This is a genomic window from Bacillus sp. B1-b2 (assembly GCF_009183415.1).
GTDB lineage: Bacteria > Bacillota > Bacilli > Bacillales > Cytobacillaceae > Niallia.
In genome coordinates this window covers 43,861-60,619 of the sequence record NZ_WEHU01000011.1, presented here as the reverse complement: position 1 = coordinate 60,619, position 16,759 = coordinate 43,861, and the positions used below count along the sequence as shown (strand labels likewise).

At 34.4% G+C, this 16,759-nt stretch carries 17 protein-coding genes; all 17 read right to left on the bottom strand.

The features are described from left to right. Positions 1-7 precede the first annotated feature (7 nt). A complete protein-coding gene (locus F9279_RS12580) occupies positions 8-772 on the bottom strand; it encodes a FliA/WhiG family RNA polymerase sigma factor (RefSeq protein WP_152113508.1) in 765 nt (254 codons plus the stop codon). 750 nt (positions 773-1,522) lie between these two features. Further along, a complete protein-coding gene (locus tag F9279_RS12575; RefSeq protein WP_152113506.1) occupies positions 1,523-2,020 on the bottom strand; it encodes a chemotaxis protein CheD in 498 nt (165 codons plus the stop codon). Continuing rightward, positions 2,013-2,654 carry a chemotaxis protein CheC gene (locus F9279_RS12570; protein WP_152113504.1) on the bottom strand — a complete coding sequence of 214 codons (642 nt, stop codon included), beginning with the start codon at positions 2,652-2,654 and terminating at the stop codon, positions 2,013-2,015. Before F9279_RS12570 ends, F9279_RS12575 begins: the two co-directional genes overlap by 8 nt. A gap of 2 nt (positions 2,655-2,656) precedes the next feature. Continuing rightward, positions 2,657-3,133 carry a chemotaxis protein CheW gene (locus F9279_RS12565; protein ID WP_152113502.1) on the bottom strand — a complete coding sequence of 159 codons (477 nt, stop codon included), beginning with the start codon at positions 3,131-3,133 and terminating at the stop codon, positions 2,657-2,659. Positions 3,134-3,224: 91 nt separating this feature from the next. Beyond that, positions 3,225-5,261, bottom strand: a complete 2,037-nt coding sequence (locus F9279_RS12560) for a chemotaxis protein CheA (RefSeq protein WP_152113500.1) — start codon at positions 5,259-5,261, stop codon at positions 3,225-3,227. Positions 5,262-5,282: 21 nt separating this feature from the next. Then, the gene (locus tag F9279_RS12555) at positions 5,283-6,392 is read right to left on the bottom strand and encodes a protein-glutamate methylesterase/protein-glutamine glutaminase (RefSeq protein WP_152113498.1); all 1,110 of its coding nucleotides are present in this window, start codon (positions 6,390-6,392) and stop codon (positions 5,283-5,285) included. A gap of 10 nt (positions 6,393-6,402) precedes the next feature. Continuing rightward, positions 6,403-7,290 carry a MinD/ParA family protein gene (locus F9279_RS12550; RefSeq protein ID WP_152113496.1) on the bottom strand — a complete coding sequence of 296 codons (888 nt, stop codon included), beginning with the start codon at positions 7,288-7,290 and terminating at the stop codon, positions 6,403-6,405. 1 nt (position 7,291) lies between these two features. Further along, positions 7,292-8,485 (bottom strand): flagellar biosynthesis protein FlhF, encoded by a 1,194-nt coding sequence (flhF, locus tag F9279_RS12545; RefSeq protein WP_152113494.1) that lies wholly within the window; start codon positions 8,483-8,485, stop codon positions 7,292-7,294. Continuing rightward, the gene (flhA, locus tag F9279_RS12540; RefSeq protein WP_152113492.1) at positions 8,482-10,521 is read right to left on the bottom strand and encodes a flagellar biosynthesis protein FlhA; all 2,040 of its coding nucleotides are present in this window, start codon (positions 10,519-10,521) and stop codon (positions 8,482-8,484) included. Before flhA ends, flhF begins: the two co-directional genes overlap by 4 nt. A gap of 78 nt (positions 10,522-10,599) precedes the next feature. After that, the gene (gene flhB, locus F9279_RS12535) at positions 10,600-11,685 is read right to left on the bottom strand and encodes a flagellar biosynthesis protein FlhB (protein WP_152113490.1); all 1,086 of its coding nucleotides are present in this window, start codon (positions 11,683-11,685) and stop codon (positions 10,600-10,602) included. Continuing rightward, positions 11,685-12,464, bottom strand: coding sequence for a flagellar biosynthetic protein FliR (fliR, locus tag F9279_RS12530; RefSeq protein WP_152113666.1), 780 nt, complete (start codon positions 12,462-12,464; stop codon positions 11,685-11,687). Before fliR ends, flhB begins: the two co-directional genes overlap by 1 nt. Before the next feature lie 6 nt (positions 12,465-12,470). Next, positions 12,471-12,740: a flagellar biosynthesis protein FliQ gene (fliQ, locus tag F9279_RS12525; protein ID WP_152113488.1), complete on the bottom strand. Its 270-nt coding sequence runs from the start codon at positions 12,738-12,740 to the stop codon at positions 12,471-12,473. Between the two features lie 12 nt (positions 12,741-12,752). Beyond that, positions 12,753-13,418 (bottom strand): flagellar type III secretion system pore protein FliP, encoded by a 666-nt coding sequence (fliP, locus tag F9279_RS12520; RefSeq protein ID WP_152113486.1) that lies wholly within the window; start codon positions 13,416-13,418, stop codon positions 12,753-12,755. Then, positions 13,411-14,124, bottom strand: coding sequence for a flagellar biosynthetic protein FliO (locus F9279_RS12515; protein ID WP_226793479.1), 714 nt, complete (start codon positions 14,122-14,124; stop codon positions 13,411-13,413). Before F9279_RS12515 ends, fliP begins: the two co-directional genes overlap by 8 nt. A gap of 27 nt (positions 14,125-14,151) precedes the next feature. Beyond that, positions 14,152-14,514 (bottom strand): response regulator, encoded by a 363-nt coding sequence (locus tag F9279_RS12510; RefSeq protein WP_152113485.1) that lies wholly within the window; start codon positions 14,512-14,514, stop codon positions 14,152-14,154. A 24-nt stretch (positions 14,515-14,538) separates the two neighbouring features. Beyond that, positions 14,539-15,750, bottom strand: coding sequence for a flagellar motor switch phosphatase FliY (gene fliY, locus F9279_RS12505; protein WP_152113484.1), 1,212 nt, complete (start codon positions 15,748-15,750; stop codon positions 14,539-14,541). After that, a complete protein-coding gene (fliM, locus tag F9279_RS12500; RefSeq protein WP_152113483.1) occupies positions 15,740-16,738 on the bottom strand; it encodes a flagellar motor switch protein FliM in 999 nt (332 codons plus the stop codon). The genes fliY and fliM overlap by 11 nt, the downstream gene beginning before the upstream one ends. Positions 16,739-16,759: the final 21 nt, after the last annotated feature.

Here is a 16,759-nt window from a genome sequence, read left to right as displayed (position 1 = left end):
CTCCTCTTTAGATTACTTTTTCAAGAGAGTGTCTTAGTTTAAATATCGCTTTAGAATGTATTTGAGAAATTCTTGAAGTGGATAGATTCATCACACTGCCAATTTCAGTAAGTGTTAATTCCTCTTTATAAAATAAGCTAATGACCAATTGCTCTTTATCGTTTAACTCTTGAATCTTAACAGACATTTCTTGTACTAATTCATCTTTCAATACTTTCTCTTCAGGTATTAATGTCTTATCATCTCTAATAGAAAAACTCTGAGATTCTTTGTCATCGCTCTCATTCATTTGTTCATCAATAGAAAGAACGTTAGCAAAAAAATGTTCATTCATTGTTGAATATACTTCATCTACTGGTAGTTCAAGCTCCTCAGCAACTTCTTGAGCAGTTATATTCCGCATTAATTTTTGCTCCAGTTTTTCTATTGTTGCCTCAATTTTCTTTGACTTTTCTCTTGTACCCCTTGAAAGCCAATCTTCTTTTCTTAATCCATCTATGATACTGCCTCTTATCCGAAAAGATGCATATGTATCAAATTTCAAGTCTCGTTTCGGGTCAAAGCGTTGCAAAGCATCATAAAGTCCCATCATACCAAGACTTGTTAACTCGTCACGTGAGACACTTTTTGGCAATCCAACAGATATTCGTTGCACATGAAAGCTGACTAAAGACATGTGTTTTTTTATTAATTGATTACCTACCTCCGTATCCCTTGACTCAATCCATTTTTCCCAAGCTTGTTTCTCTTCTATTGTTGAATCCTTCTCCATTGAATACCCTCCTAAGCAGCTTAGACAACCTCTAGTTCATTTGTATCTATACTTTCCAGCCTCTTCTATTTATAAAAAATTCATATAACTAGGAATTACATCTCATTTGTTTAATTGTCGTTTCTTCGATCCTGATTAAGTTCCTGCTACTTGTGCAAAATAATGTTTCTCACTTGCCAAAGAGGATAGTTAAGATACCTACCTTCTGTAAAGTCCCACTTTCCCCTTTACTTTCATTAAGGGAATGATACTTGTTACATCATCCATTTACATAAGTTTTTATAAAGTATTTTTAGTTACACTCTTTACAAAAACCGCCATTTATAAAACCTCCTTGACTTCACCTTTAGAAGCTTTAAACCAACTTGAAATCATTAACGAGGAAACATCATTATTTTTATTATATCTACTCTATTTTTAACTTTAAGAAACGTATCCATTCAAAAAAGTTAACGGTTGAATGAAACTAGTTCTATTAGTAATAAATATAACCAATTATGTATACAATTCACTATTGATTTTAGCAGAAGATACGAATATTTTCTTAAAGTTTTCCTTCCTCTATCTAAAAAATAGGTATTATTCACTATTAATTAGGAGAATCTTTACAAACCTTTTCGTATCAAACAAAAAAAAGACTATCTCTGGTGCAGAATAATACCCTTACTAATAGATTAATCTAGTAGGTATCTCCTTGCTAGAGATAGTCTCATTCATGATAAAGCGAGAATATATTTTGCACAATATAAATTAGATAATATGAGTTCCTTTGTTCACGGTTCGTATCGTTAACTCATGAGTAACAGGAGAAAATTCAATTGTTCTTCCGCTATTTCCTCCTACATCCTCACCAGATATATGAATATTTAATGTTTGAAGAACTTTTCTTACTGCTTCTGTATTTCTAGGACCTATTCTCATAATATCGCTCGTGCCATTAAATTGAAACATTTGTGCACCACCAGCAATTTTAGCCACTAATGTTTTCCTATTTAGGCCAAGCGTTTCTAGCTTTTCAACCAGTTCAATAATAGCAGTATCAGCAAATTTGGCTTTATTGATTGGTCCAGACTTGGATAATGTAGATTCTGGAAGCATGATATGAGCTAACCCTGCAATTCTTTTAACAGGACTATATAAAACAATTCCAACACATGAGCCTAGACCAGATGTGCGAATAGTATGAGGTGCTTCCACTACATTCATATCCGCTATTCCTACTTTTACTACGGTGATTTGTTCATTCATCCTCTTGCACTCCTAATGATTGAAAAAGGGTACTAAAGGAATCTGGATCTGGTAACAAGAAGAAATGGCCATTTACACGTTTCGATACTTCGTGATCTTTCTCTACTAATTCTGTATTAATAACAATCGCATAGTCACTTACTTGAGAAAGCTCAATTAAACCGTAAGTAACAATTGCCCCTACCATATCGATTGCTAAAGCAGGTACAGATGGATATAGAGATAGGTTTGTTAAATCAGACAAAGAGGATAGATAAGAACCTGAAAGGATATTCCCTAACTCTTGTAATGCAGATAATGCAATCTCATCATATGGTGGTTGACTTAAATCTATTGCTGAATCACCAATCATATCCCGTATAAATTTATTAGCTTGTTCAATTGGAAGCATAAAAAACATACTCCCTGGCACATCTCCTTCTAACCTAAGAAAGACACCAGCAACAATATTTTCAGAACCACCAGCCATTTCCATCATTTGATCAAAGGAAACAATTTGTACGTCAGGAACCTTCATATCAATTGTCTTATTAAGTAATTTAGAAAGAGACGTAGCCGCATTTCCTGCCCCGATGTTCCCTATTTCTCTCAATATATCAAGTTTTAAAGAATTTAAGTTCTTAATAAATGTCATACTTACTCATCACTTTTATTTTTCATGAAATTCTTTAGTACATTTCTATCAAAAACTTTTTCCAAGTCAACGAGAATCAGTAAGCGTTTATCTAATTTCACAACACCCTTAATATAATCAACTTCGTTTCCGCCAATTGTTTCAGGAGCTGCTTCGTATTTAGATGTATCTACGTCAACTACATCATTAGCAGAATCAACAATAATCCCTACTTCCATATCCTCTAGCATGATTATTATGATTCTTGTTGAATCTGTATACTTAATTTCTTCTAAATCAAATCGTAAGCGTAAATCAATAATTGGTGTAACTACACCTCTTAAATTGATAACACCTTTAACAAAAGGTGCAATATTTGGAATTCTTGTTATATGCATTTTCTTTTCAATAGACATAACCTGATGTACAGAAATAGCATATTCTTTTCCCTTAAGCTCAAATATTATTAATTTTTCATCTGTCGAAACAGCCTCACTCATCCACTATTCATTCCTCTCATTTAAGCAATAATGAAGCTACAGGCTGCTATAGATAAACCTTCAAAACAGCCTGATCTATTATTAAGTCTTCCTATTTAATTAGAGCATTGCAATCAATAATTAATGCAACTTGTCCGTCACCTAGTATAGTTGCTCCAGAAATAGCATAGGCACTTGATAGATAAGATCCTAGAGATTTTAATACTACTTCTTGTTGACCAATGAATCCGTCTACCACTAAGCCTGCTAATTTGTCACCTTTTCTAACAATTACGATAGAATAATAAGCATCCTCTTCTTTTGTAACAGGCACATCGAAAATATCACTTAAGAATAACAATGGTACAACTTTTCCACGGAAATCGATTACTGTTTGATTATGAGCTTGCATTAGCTCATCTTTATGGACAATAGCTGTTTCAATGATAGAAGATAGTGGTATAGCATATTTTTCTTCTTGAATTTCAACAAGCATGACAGAAATAATCGATAAAGTTAATGGTAACTGGATAGAGAATAGTGAGCCTTTTCCTTCTTGTGATTCAATGGTAATAGATCCGCCTAATGATTCAATGGTATTTTTTACAACATCTAATCCTACTCCTCTACCAGAGATATCTGATATTTGATCTGCTGTAGAGAAGCCAGAAGCAAAAATTAATTCGGCAATTTGTGTATCAGTTAAAGTTTTAGCCATCTCTGAAGTCAAAATACCTTTATTAATTGCTTTAGCTAATACTTTCTCTTTGTTAATACCTGCCCCATCATCTTCTAGCTCAATAAATACGTGGTTTCCACTATGGAAGGCTCTTAAAACAACAGATCCTTCTTCGTCTTTATTTCTTGATTTTCGAACTTCAGGTGTTTCTATACCATGATCTAAAGCATTGCGGATCAAGTGAACTAGCGGATCACCAATTTCATCAATAACGGTTCTGTCTAATTCTGTGTCCGCTCCGACAATCTCTAAATGTATTTTCTTGTTCAAATCTCTTGCTAGCTGTCTAACCATTCTTGGGAATCGATTAAATACTGTCTCAACTGGTACCATACGCATATTTAATATAATATTCTGAAGGTCACCTGTAATTCTTGACATTCTTTCTACTGTTTCATGTAGCTCTTGGTCTTTTAGATTTTGGGAAATCTGCTCAAGTCTTCCTCTGTCAATAACTAATTCTTCAAATAAATTCATTAATATATCTAAACGTTCAATATTAACACGAATCGTTTTATTAGATACCTTTGAAGTGGTTTGCTTTTCTTCTGCTTTTTCTTCTGTCAAAGATGGTGTTACTATTTCTACAGTCTCTTGTTCTGGAGCCTTAATCTCTTGCTTAGTTTCTTTATGTGTCGATGCTTTAGCAACAAATTCATGAACAACTACTTTCTCTACCTCTGAAATTTTTAGAATAGCTTTCTGTATTTTATCAGATGGTTCTCTCGAGATAAGCGTTACTAAGAATTCAAAATCAAATTTTTCCTCTTCTAGCTCCTCAACCGGAGGAACCGTTTTAATGACTTCTCCTAATGTTTCCAATGCTTCAAAAATCATAAATACACGAGCAGCTTTTAATAGACAGTCCTTCTTTAAGGATACGGTTATTTGGTAAGTAAAGAAGCCTTGATCTGATGATTGCTGCAAAACGGTTGTTTCAAACTCATCATATTCTTGACTAGTTTGTTGACTTTCCATAACACTAGTAGAAGCTTCTTCTTCGTTAGCTTTAACTGTCTTATTTATTGGATTTCCTTGTTCGATTTGTATTAGCTTTTCGACAACTGCCTCTACATTTCTTTTGCCATCTCCGCCACTGGCAATAGATTCAACCATTGCATCTAGATCATCCACAGCTAAAAAGATGACATCTAAAATTTCTGGTGTAAAGACAATTTTTTTATTTCTGATTGCATCTAGAACATTCTCCATTTGATGAGTTAGGCTTGCTAAGTCTTCATAGCCCATCGTTGCAGACATTCCTTTTAAAGTATGAGCTGAACGGAAAATTTCGTTCACAATTTGTAAATTTTCTGGGTTTTTCTCCAACTCTAACAAATGCTCATTACATGATTGTAAATGCTCTTTACTTTCTTCAATAAACACTTCTAAATACTGACTCATTTCCATGCGCTTTCACATCCCCTGGCTTTATACATACTTTACTATTGTCTCTGCAATCTGTTCTACCTTTTGAATTTCATCTATTAGATTTGTAGCAATGGCGGTTTTTGGCATTCCGAAAACAATGCAAGTTTCCTTTGATTCAGCAATAGCCTTTACATTTCCTTTTTCCGCTAGCTTTAGCAGTCCATTTGTACCATCTGATCCCATTCCCGTCATGACAACAGCGACCTTTGCATAATCCTCTATATGACTTGCTGATTCAAATAAAATGTCTACAGAAGGTCTATGACCATTTATAGGAGGTGACTCATCTAATTCAATCACCACTTGATTGCCCAATGATTTCAATTTTAAGTGCTTCCCCCCTGGTGCAATATAAGCATGTCCATTTTGTAATAAATCTCCATGCTCTGCTTCTTTTACCTGTATCGCGGAAAGAGTATTTAAGCGATTTGCTAAAGACCTTGTAAATCCTTTTGGCATATGCTGTACAATAAGTATTGGTGCATTTATATCTGATGGTAACTTAGAAAGTACTTGCTGTAGTGCTCTTGGTCCCCCAGTAGAGGTACCGATCACCACCATTTTTTTCTTTGCTTTTAGCCAAGATACCGAAGTATCCGTCTTTACTCCTACACTATCTTTTTGCACTCTTGGTTCCATTTTACTATAAGACGAATGCAAAGGAACAGAGTTTTTTCCAATTACAGATAGATTATTCAATGTGTTTGCTTTAACTTTACTTACTAGTAGGACTTTAGTCACTAATTCATTCTTTACTTTATATAAATCAAGTGAAATGGAGCCAGATGGTTTTGCAATAAAGTCGATTGCTCCCATCTGCATTGCTTGAATCGTATTTTCTGCTCCTTCTTTAGTCGTACTTGATAGCATTAATACAGGAACTGGATGCTCAGACATTATCCTCTTTAATGCACTTAGTCCATCTAACACAGGCATTTCTACATCTAACGTTACTACATCTGGCTTTAACTCTTTTATTTTTTTTATCCCATCTTCCCCATTCCTAGCAGTTCCAATGACTACTATTCTTGAGTCTTCTGAGAGAAAATCAGATATTAATTTGCGCATAAATGCAGAATCATCTATGATTAGTACTTTTATCTTCTCCATGACCTGCCAACTACCTTTCAAACAGGAACCTTTTTAATTTTGAAACAAAGCGGTTCTTCTCTTTCATAATAGGTTCTGTAAACTGTTGTTTACCATATCTATCGGCAATTTTTTTCAAAGATTTAGTGGCTTCTGATTTTTCATTAAAAAAAATAAAAGGTATTTGACTTCTTACTGCTTGGGGAACATTCGGATCATCCGGTATTAAACCTAGATGAATAAGATCTCTCTGTAAAAAGCGATTAACAACTTGTTGTATTTTTTGTATTGTATCGAAACCATCTTTATCTGTCATTGTACGATTGACTACTAAGTAGAACGGTATATCACTCTTGCGAAGATGAATGAACTTCATTGCTGCATAGGCATCCGTAATCGACGTAGGTTCAGGTGTTGTGAGTACGATGATATCATCCACCGATAATATAAACTGTAATGAATCCTCGCTTATTCCTGCCCCCATATCAAATAAAATATAATCATAGTTATTTAAACACTCTTGAAAATGTTGAAAGAATAATGCTAATTTACTCTTCATTTCCACAAAATCGGTAAGACCAGATCCACCAGCAATATAGTCTAATCCTTCTGGGCCCTTCATGATTATCTCTTTAAAACTAATGTTATTTTTAAAATAATCAACAATTGTATAGCTCGATTTCTTTCCTAAAAGAATGTCAATATTCCCCATTCCTATATCCATATCAAGAAGAAGTGTCTTAAACCCATTTTTTTGTAAAGTTAACGCAAAGTTAAGGGAAAAATTCGATTTACCAACTCCACCTTTACCACTTATAATTGCCAGTGTTCGGTTATTTCTATGACTTATTATTTCCTTATCCTTGCTCTTATTAAGTTGTAGGATTTTTTCACGTAAGATAGCAGCCTGATCTGTCATATTATTCAACCTCTAATATCCTATTCACCAGTTCTGTTGGATTAGCTGGAATGATATCATCTGGTACATTTTGTCCAGTCGTTATATAAGCAGCCCCAATTTTGTATTTCACAATTAAATTTAGCATCGCTCCATAAGAAGAAGTTTCATCTAATTTTGTAAAGACAAAATGATTAATTTGGATGGCGGAAAACTGATTATAAATTTCCTCTAAGTCTTGTTGTTTTGCAGTCATTGATAATACTAGTAGTGTTTCCATCTCTCTTTTATAATCGACAACTTCCATTAAATCGTCCACATATTTTTTATTACGGAAATTTCTTCCTGCCGTATCGATTAATACGACATCACATGTATTAAGTTTCTTTGAAGCAGCATGAAAGTCTTCTAATGAATAACATACCTCTACAGGAACACTTAGTATATTTGCATACGTTTTTAATTGCTCAATTGCTCCAATTCGATATGTATCTGTTGTAATAAATCCGACTTTTTTTTGTTCTTTTAAAATGATATTACCAGCAATTTTTGCAAGTGTTGTTGTTTTTCCTACTCCAGTTGGACCTATAACATTAATATATTTTTTTTGCAACTTTAATTCTCCAAAGGAAAAGGGCGAAATCATTTCCATTAATCTATCTCTTGTCCAATTTACAATTTCCTTATGGGAGGCATTGCTTCCTGTGGCATACCACTTTTCTACTAGTACATGTAATAGAGCAGTATGAATGGAATGATCAATGCCTTGATTACTTAAATTTTGCAATACTTTCTTAATTGGATTTGGTATTTCTAGCACAAGCTCTTTATTGGAGTCTGTTATAGATTGAACAGATTGATTTAACTTATCAAGTTCCTGCATAATTTTTGGATATTCTGGGGTTGGTGGTTTCTTTTCAATAGATTTATTTGGTACATCCCATTTAACATCCACATCAGGAATAGGGTTGCTTGTCTTCAGTAATATAGGACTTATTACAGCTTCTTTTTTGTTTTTGGCAATTGCACTTGGCTGATTAGATAAACTTGGATCAATTGCTGCAAGCACTTCTATATTTCTTTTTTTAAATAGACCAAGAAAGCCGCCTGTATAAACGACTTTCGAATGAAGGATGACAGCTTCATTTCCTAATTCTGATCTCACTTTTTTCATTGCTTCTGGCATACTTGATGCTAAGTATTTTTGTATCTTCATTCTATATTCACCACCCCAACACTTTGAACTTCTACGTTCGCTTCTAATTCATTATAAGAAAGAACAGGAACTTGAGGGAAATAACGCTCGGTTAACTGTCTTACATACATACGAACAGCAGGAGAGCATAATAAAATAGGTAACTGCTCTAATACAGATAATTGTTCAATCTGGCTAGCCATATTCTCTAAAATAGTTTGAGAAGTACTTGGATCCAATGCTAAATAATTACCATGTTCTGTTTGCTGTATATTATCTACTATTAGTTTTTCTACCTTACCTGACAATGTTATTACTTTCAGAGAATCGTTCGGATTGGAATATTGATTCGTTATTTGTCGTGCAAGTGATTGTCTAACATACTCAGTGAGTAAATCTGTATCTGAAGTCATCTTACCAAAATCGGCTAAAGTTTCAAAAATAACAGGTAGGTTTCGTATAGAAACATTTTCTTTTAATAATTTGACTAGTACTTTCTGAATTTCACCGATGGATAACGGATTTGGTGTTACTTCTTCAATAAGTATTGGATAACTCTCTTTTACATGGTCCACAAGCTGTTTTGTTTCCTGTCTGCCTAATAGCTCAAAAGCATTAGATTTGATTACCTCTGTTATATGTGTCGAAACAACAGAAGGAGGATCCACTACAGTATAGCCAAAAATCTCTGCTTGTTCCTTTGTACTTTCGGTAATCCATTTTGCAGGTAATCCAAAGGAAGGCTCTATCGTATCAATTCCTTCTATAGAGTCGTCCTCCATACCTGGACTCATAGCAAGATAATGATCTAGTAAAAGCTCTCCACGTGCTCTATCATTCCCTTTAATTTTCAATCTATATTCATTAGGTTGTAGCTGAATATTATCCCGAATTCGAACAACTGGAATCACTAGTCCTAATTCAATAGCAAGCTGTCTTCTAATCATAACAACTCGATCTAATAAGTCCCCACCTTGATTGGCATCTGCAAGTGGAATGAGACCATATCCGAATTCAAACTCTATTGGATCAACATTTAGTAAGCTAACAACACTTTCAGGGCTCTTAAGCTCTTCTGCTTGAATTTCCTCTTCCATTTCCTGCATTTGAGTGGTATCCTCCACTGGTTTTTTCGTAAGTGCATACCCTCCAAACGCAAGCAAACCGGCAATAGGTATTGTAAATATATCATTAATTGGTGTTACTATTCCTAGTGCAAAAATGGTAATTGCTGCTACATACAGCATTTTTGGATATTGCATTAATTGAGACGTTATATCTGTTCCTAAATTCCCTTCAGATGCAGCTCTTGTAACAACAATCCCCGTAGCGGTTGAGATTAATAACGCGGGTATCTGACTTACTATACCATCACCAACAGAAAGTAAGGAGAAATGCTGTGCTGCATCTCCTGCAGACATGTCAAGTTGAAGCATCCCAATAACAATTCCGACAAGTAAGTTAATAAATACAATAATAATCCCAGCAATTGCATCCCCTTTTACGAACTTACTGGCACCATCCATAGATCCATAAAAATCAGCTTCTCTACTGACCTTCTCACGTCTTTGTCTAGCTTCTTGTTCAGAAATCATTCCAGCATTCAAGTCTGCATCAATACTCATTTGTTTACCAGGCATAGCATCTAATGTAAATCGTGCTGCTACTTCTGATACACGTTCAGAACCCTTTGTGATAACAACGAATTGAATAATTACTAATATTAAAAAAACCACTAATCCAACAGCAATATTACCACCAACAACGAATGTTCCGAATGTATGTACCACTCCACCCGCATCTCCTGTTGAAAGAATAGATCGAGTAGTAGAAACATTTAGACCAAGTCGGAACAATGTTGTTAATAATAAAAGGGACGGAAAAATGGAGAATTCAAGTGGCTCACTCATATTCATGGTTAATAAAAGAATAAGAAGTGCTAAAGTTATATTCAGTAATATTAAAATACTCAATAGCCATGTTGGAAATGGAATTATGAGCATGGCTATTATTAGTATAACTCCAAACACTACTGTTAAATCTCTTCCTGCTGCCATTTCTTTTTCTCCTAACTACAACATTTAAAAATATAGTTTCACTATTTATTATTTACAAGTTTCTGTGAACTAGTATTATCATCGTGTTCTTTCTTTTGTTTGGTAAACTAATGCAAGAATTTCGGCTACCGCCTTATAAAATTCTTCTGGAACCATATCACCGATTTCGACCTGTCCATACATAGCTCTAGCAAGCGGCCTATTTTCAATCATCACAACATCATTTTCATTCGCAACCAGCTTTATCTTTTGAGCAACAAAGTCTACTCCTTTAGCTACTACATATGGTGCATCATATTTTTCTTCGTCATATTTTAATGCAATAGCATAATGTGTAGGGTTCGTAATGACAACATCTGCAGTAGGGACATCCTGCATCATTCTTTGCATAGCCATTTCTCTTTGCTTTTGTTTAATCTTAGATTTAATTAATGGGTCCCCTTCCATATTTTTATATTCATCTTTTATATCTTGTTTAGACATACGTATATTTTTCTCATAGTCATATCTTTGATATAAATAATCTGCTAACGATAAAACTAAAAGGGCTGCTGAAGCATATAGACCCATTTGCAAAGTAAGCTTAGCAACTGTAACTAATATGGAGCCTATAGATTTATTTGATAAGGATAAGATTTCTTCCATCTTTCCCCACAAAACAGAAAAAACAACTAAACCTATAATGATAATTTTCAACATTGATTTTAATAGCTCCACAATGGAGCGAATGGAAAACATCCGTTTAAAACCTGATAACGGATTAATTTTTTCTAGTTTGAAATGGATAGATTCTGTAGAGAATAAAATTCCTACCTGCATATAATTTGCAATTAATGCTGCTACAAAGGCTGCTGCTAAAATAGGAGCTAATAGTAGTCCTACTTCCATTAATATATTAATAAATATAGTTCTGAAGTTATTTACAGTTAAGGAAGTTAGCATGAGATCACTAAAATTATGATTCATAATAGACATCAATCCCTCTAACATATACTTCCCTGTAAAACTCAACACTCCAAATACAATTAGAAGTACTACAGCAGTATTAACATCCTGACTTTTTGCAACTTGTCCTTTTTTTCTTGTATCCTGCCTCTTCTTAGGTGTAGCCTTTTCTGTCTTTTCCCCAGCAAAAAATTGAAGATTTAATGAAAGAAGCTTCATTAGCCAGCACCTCCAATTAATTTCATTAGATCGCGCATTGTAGTAAGAATGGTTGAGAATAGTTCAGATATTGCTCCCATTAAAACCCCCATAACAATAAACAAGATAATTAAACCTGCTATGATTTTGATTGGGACACCAACAACAAATATATTTAACTGTGGAACTGTACGTGCGACAATTCCTAAGCCTACATCTACTAAAAAGATACTTCCAACAACAGGAATCGACATTTGAAAAGCGATGGAAAACATCAAGCCAAAAGTTTTTACTATGTATTCCATTAGGTTTCCATCTCCGAAAGGAATCCAAGGTTGATTTAGTGGAATGAATTGATAGCTATAAAAGATCCCATCTAATAGAAGATGATGTCCATTAGTAGCTAATAAAAAAAATAAAGCTGTTACTGTTAAATATTGACCTGTTAATGGGCTCTGCGCACCGGTTTGTGGATCTATTACGTTTGCAATCGCAAAACCTAATTGAAAGTCCATTAATCCACCTGCCATTTGTACAGCTGAAAATAACATATTTGCACAAAAACCTATTAACAATCCTACAAAGGCTTCTTTTATAATAAGTAGGTAATAGGCAGTATCGATCTCAAATACTGGTACTTCCATCCCCCAAAACATAATTAATGCTAAAAAAAAGCCTAAACCTACTTTAAATTGAGTTGGAATCGTCCGATAAGAAAATATAGGAATCATTAAGAAAAAGGACGTTATACGAACAAAGATTAGAAGAAATGCTGGAAAATTTGATAAAAATTGCTCCATCATTATCTACCCAATAAACCTAGTTAAATTGGAGAAAATATCTTCCGTATAACTAAGCATATGATTTAACATCCAAGCTCCAAAGAAAACAAGACCTACTAACACTGCAACTATCTTCGGAACAAAAGCAAGAGTCTGTTCCTGTATTTGTGTAGTTGCTTGAAAAATACTAATTATTAAGCCCACTACTAGAGCTATTAATAGTAAGGGACCACTAACTAGTAATACAGTCATTATCCCTTTTTCAGCTACTGATATAACCATTTCTTGTGACATTTTTCCACCTTCTTAAAAACTTTCTAACAAAGATTTAACAACTAAATACCAACCGTCCACCATTATGAATAAAAGAATTTTAAATGGTAAGGAAATCATTACTGGTGGAAGCATCATCATCCCCATGGACATGAGAATACTCGCCACAACCATATCTATTACTAAAAAAGGAATAAAAATCATAAACCCTATTTGAAACGCTGTCTTCAGTTCGCTAATTGCAAACGCTGGAACTAATGTGGTTAACGGAATGTCATTTATAGATTCTGGAGCCTCTTGGCCAGTATAATTTAGAAACAACGCAAGATCTTTTTGCCTCGTATGTTTACTCATAAATTCTTTAAATGGTAAAGCCGCATTATCATACGCTTGTTCTAATGTAATCTCCTCATTAAATAATGGTGTTAAAGCTTTGTCATTAACCTCTTGAAAGGTCGGAGCCATTACAAAAAAAGTAAGAAATAATGCTAACCCAATAATTACTTGGTTTGGAGGCATTTGTTGTGTTGCAAGCGCCGTTCTGACAAAGGAAAGGACTATTACAATTCTTGTAAAGCTGGTTAACAAGATAATAATACTTGGTGCTAAAGAAAGGACTGTTAATAATAACAATAGCTGAACAGATGTCGAAACATTCCCTGGGTCACTATTGTTGAAAAACTGCACAAACTCATTCATTTTTATCAGACGATCCTTTCTTACTTAGTACATCCATTTTCTTTTTCCGTTCGTTGGATACTTCTTTTAATTGCTCTCTTAAACGGTCCGAGAATGATTCTTTTTGTCTTGTCACAACATGATTATTCTTTACAACATTCTTCACCTTTGTCACAATATCGCTTGGCTGTACAAGTTGGTCTAATTTTTTATTATAGTCTTCTAATATATCTCGATATTCTTCTTCATCTTCTATTTCTTTTATTAGCTGAATGCTTTCTCCAACCCCAACTACTAATAAACGTTTACCAACTTTAATTATCTGAATAGAACGATTAGCACCTAAAGTGGTACCACCGATATTTTCTATTATTTGTGAAGACTTATAAGCATGATTTCGTTTATTAATAAATCGGAGAATATAATAAATCAAAAAAACAACAAAGATAGTAGCAAAAATCATTTTAATGAAATCCCAGATAGTTACACCAACTGAATTGGTAGTATCTTGGCTATCTGTCTGCTCTTCTTCCTCATTATTGTTAGCAGTACCATCATTGGTTTCTGATTGATTTTCATCTGTTGTTTCCTTATTTTCTTCAGCTGAGTCATTATGTAACATATCGTAAACATTCTTATCAATTTGTTCTGCATAGGCTTGGTTTCCAAAGCCTAGCAGAACAACTAAGAGTAGTGAACATCGAACTAATACATTTACTTTATTCACTTACGGCACCCTCTATAATTCATTTTTTTAACTTAATGTTTTACTAATTGCCTCTATAACACGATCTGCCTGGAACGGTTTTACGATGAAGTCCTTTGCTCCTGCTTGGATTGCATCAATAACCATCGCTTGTTGTCCCATTGCTGAACACATAATTACTTTTGCATTAGGATTGATTTTTTTAATTTCTTTTAATGCTGTAATACCATCCATTTCAGGCATTGTAATATCCATTGTAACTAAATCTGGCTGACTTTCCTTATACTTTTCAATCGCTTGTTGACCATCTGCTGCTTCACCAACGATTTCATACCCGTTCTTTGATAAGATATCTTTGATCATCATTCGCATAAATGCTGCGTCGTCTACAATTAGAATTTTGTGTGCCATTCCTCTTTTACCCCCAATAGTATGTTATCTTAATTTTTTTAAACGATCCTTTTGACTAACAATATCGGTAACTCGGACTCCGAAATTCTCGTCAATAACCACTACTTCCCCTTGTGCTACAAGACGATTATTCACTAGTATATCAACTGGTTCTCCAGCTAATTTATCTAGTTCAATAATGGAACCAGAAGACAGCTCTAAAATTTCTTTTACGGAGCGTTTTGTTCTTCCCAGTTCTACCGTCACCTGTAAAGGAATATCCATTAACATATCTAAGTTTTTCGTTTCTGTTCCCATTGGAGGAACTGTTTCGAAACTAGAGAATACTGCAGGTTGTACACTTGGTGGTGGACCTTGAGTATGATTATTAGAACCAAAATACTGTTGTTGATTTTGTTGTCTACCAACAGGCTCACCCATATTAGTCATATTTCCTGAAGTTTGACTTCCTTGACTATAATGTGGAGTCGCCTGTGGCTCTTGTATTGGTTCTTTTGGCTCATATACAGAATTATAATCTACATTGCTTATATTGGAAACTTCTTCTTCATTATTTGTTGGATTTAATAACCCATCCACTAAGCTTTTTGCAAAAGATATTTGTAATAATTGCATAATATTAGAATCAATTAGTTCTCCTATCTTGATTCTAAACGAAATTTTAACAAACATTTCATCCTGAGGTATGTTAGCTGTGCCTTCTCCTTGATTAAAATCAAGTATATCCATACTAGGTGGTGAAATGTCCACTCTTTTAGCAAAAATGGTAGACATGGAAGTAGCAGCAGATCCCATCATTTGGTTCATCGCTTCTTGAACAGCACTAAATTGAATTTCATTCAATGCTTCATTTGTGCCAGTTCCATCCCCGCCAAGCATTAAATCTGCAATTACAGCCGCATCCGATTGCTTGATAACAAGTAAATTCATTCCTGAAAAGCCCTCTGTATAATTAACACGAATTGCTACATATGGATGAGGAAATTCCTCTGAAAGCTGACTTTGTAATACAACACTTACACTTGGTGTTGTTATGTCCACTTTATGATTTAGTAAGGTAGACAATGCTGTTGCAGAGCTTCCAAATGATATATTCCCAATTTCTCCTAATGCGTCTTTTTCAATATCAGATAAGTATTGACCTTGATTAAGGTCTATTTCTTGTGTTGCTGGTTGATCGTCTCCTCTTAAAAGAGCGTCAATCTCATCTTGAGAAAGCATATCCTTACTCACCACTTTCATTCCCCCCTTCTAAAGCTCCTAAAACTTGAACAGCAACCTTCTTACCTACTTTTCCAGGTTGTCCAACGAACTTCGGTATATCCCCAACCTTAATGGTTAAGGGTTGTTCAATGGCTTTATTTATTTCAATTACATCCCCAATGTCTAACATTAAGAAATCCTGTATAGTAATATCAGAAGTTCCAAGTTCTGCCACAATAGGAACAACCGACTGCTGAATGTTTTCTTCAAGCCTTGAAGTAAATTCGGGACGCCTTTCTTTCTTCTCTGCTTGCATCCAATAATGCCCTGATAATTTTGGAATAATTGGCTCTAATACGACATGTGGAATACATATATTAATCATCCCGCTAGTTTCTCCGATAGTTGTATTCAAGGAAATGACTACAACCGTCTCATTCGGGGAAACCATTTGCAAAAATTGTGGATTGACTTCGAATTCTGCAAGGGATGGTTCAATATCTACAATATCTTCTAAAGCTTCTCGAAAATGATCAAAAGCATTTTCAAATGTATTGGACATAATCTTTGTTTCTATTTCTGTTAAGTTTTCTACTTTGTTTAAACTACTACCTCTTCCACCCATCATCCGATCCATCATTGCATAGGCAATATTAGGATTAACTTCCATTAATACTCGACCTTCTAGAGGAGGCACTTCAAATACATTTAGGATAGTCATCTTAGGAATCGATCGAATAAATTCCTCATAAGGTATCTGATCTGCTGATGTTACAGTGATTTGGACATATGTTCTTAGCTGAGCAGAGAAAAAAGTAGTCAATAAACGAGCATAGTTTTCATGAATACGTGTTAAGCTTCTAATTTGATCTTTAGAGAAACGTAATGCACGTTTAAAGTCATAGACTTTTACTTTCTTTTCCTGCTGTTCCTTTTTCAACTCATCTGCATCCATTTCTCCACTGGAGAGGGCAGATAATAAAGCATCTATTTCACTTTGGGATAAAATATCACCTGACAAAATGACTCACCTCCATCTATT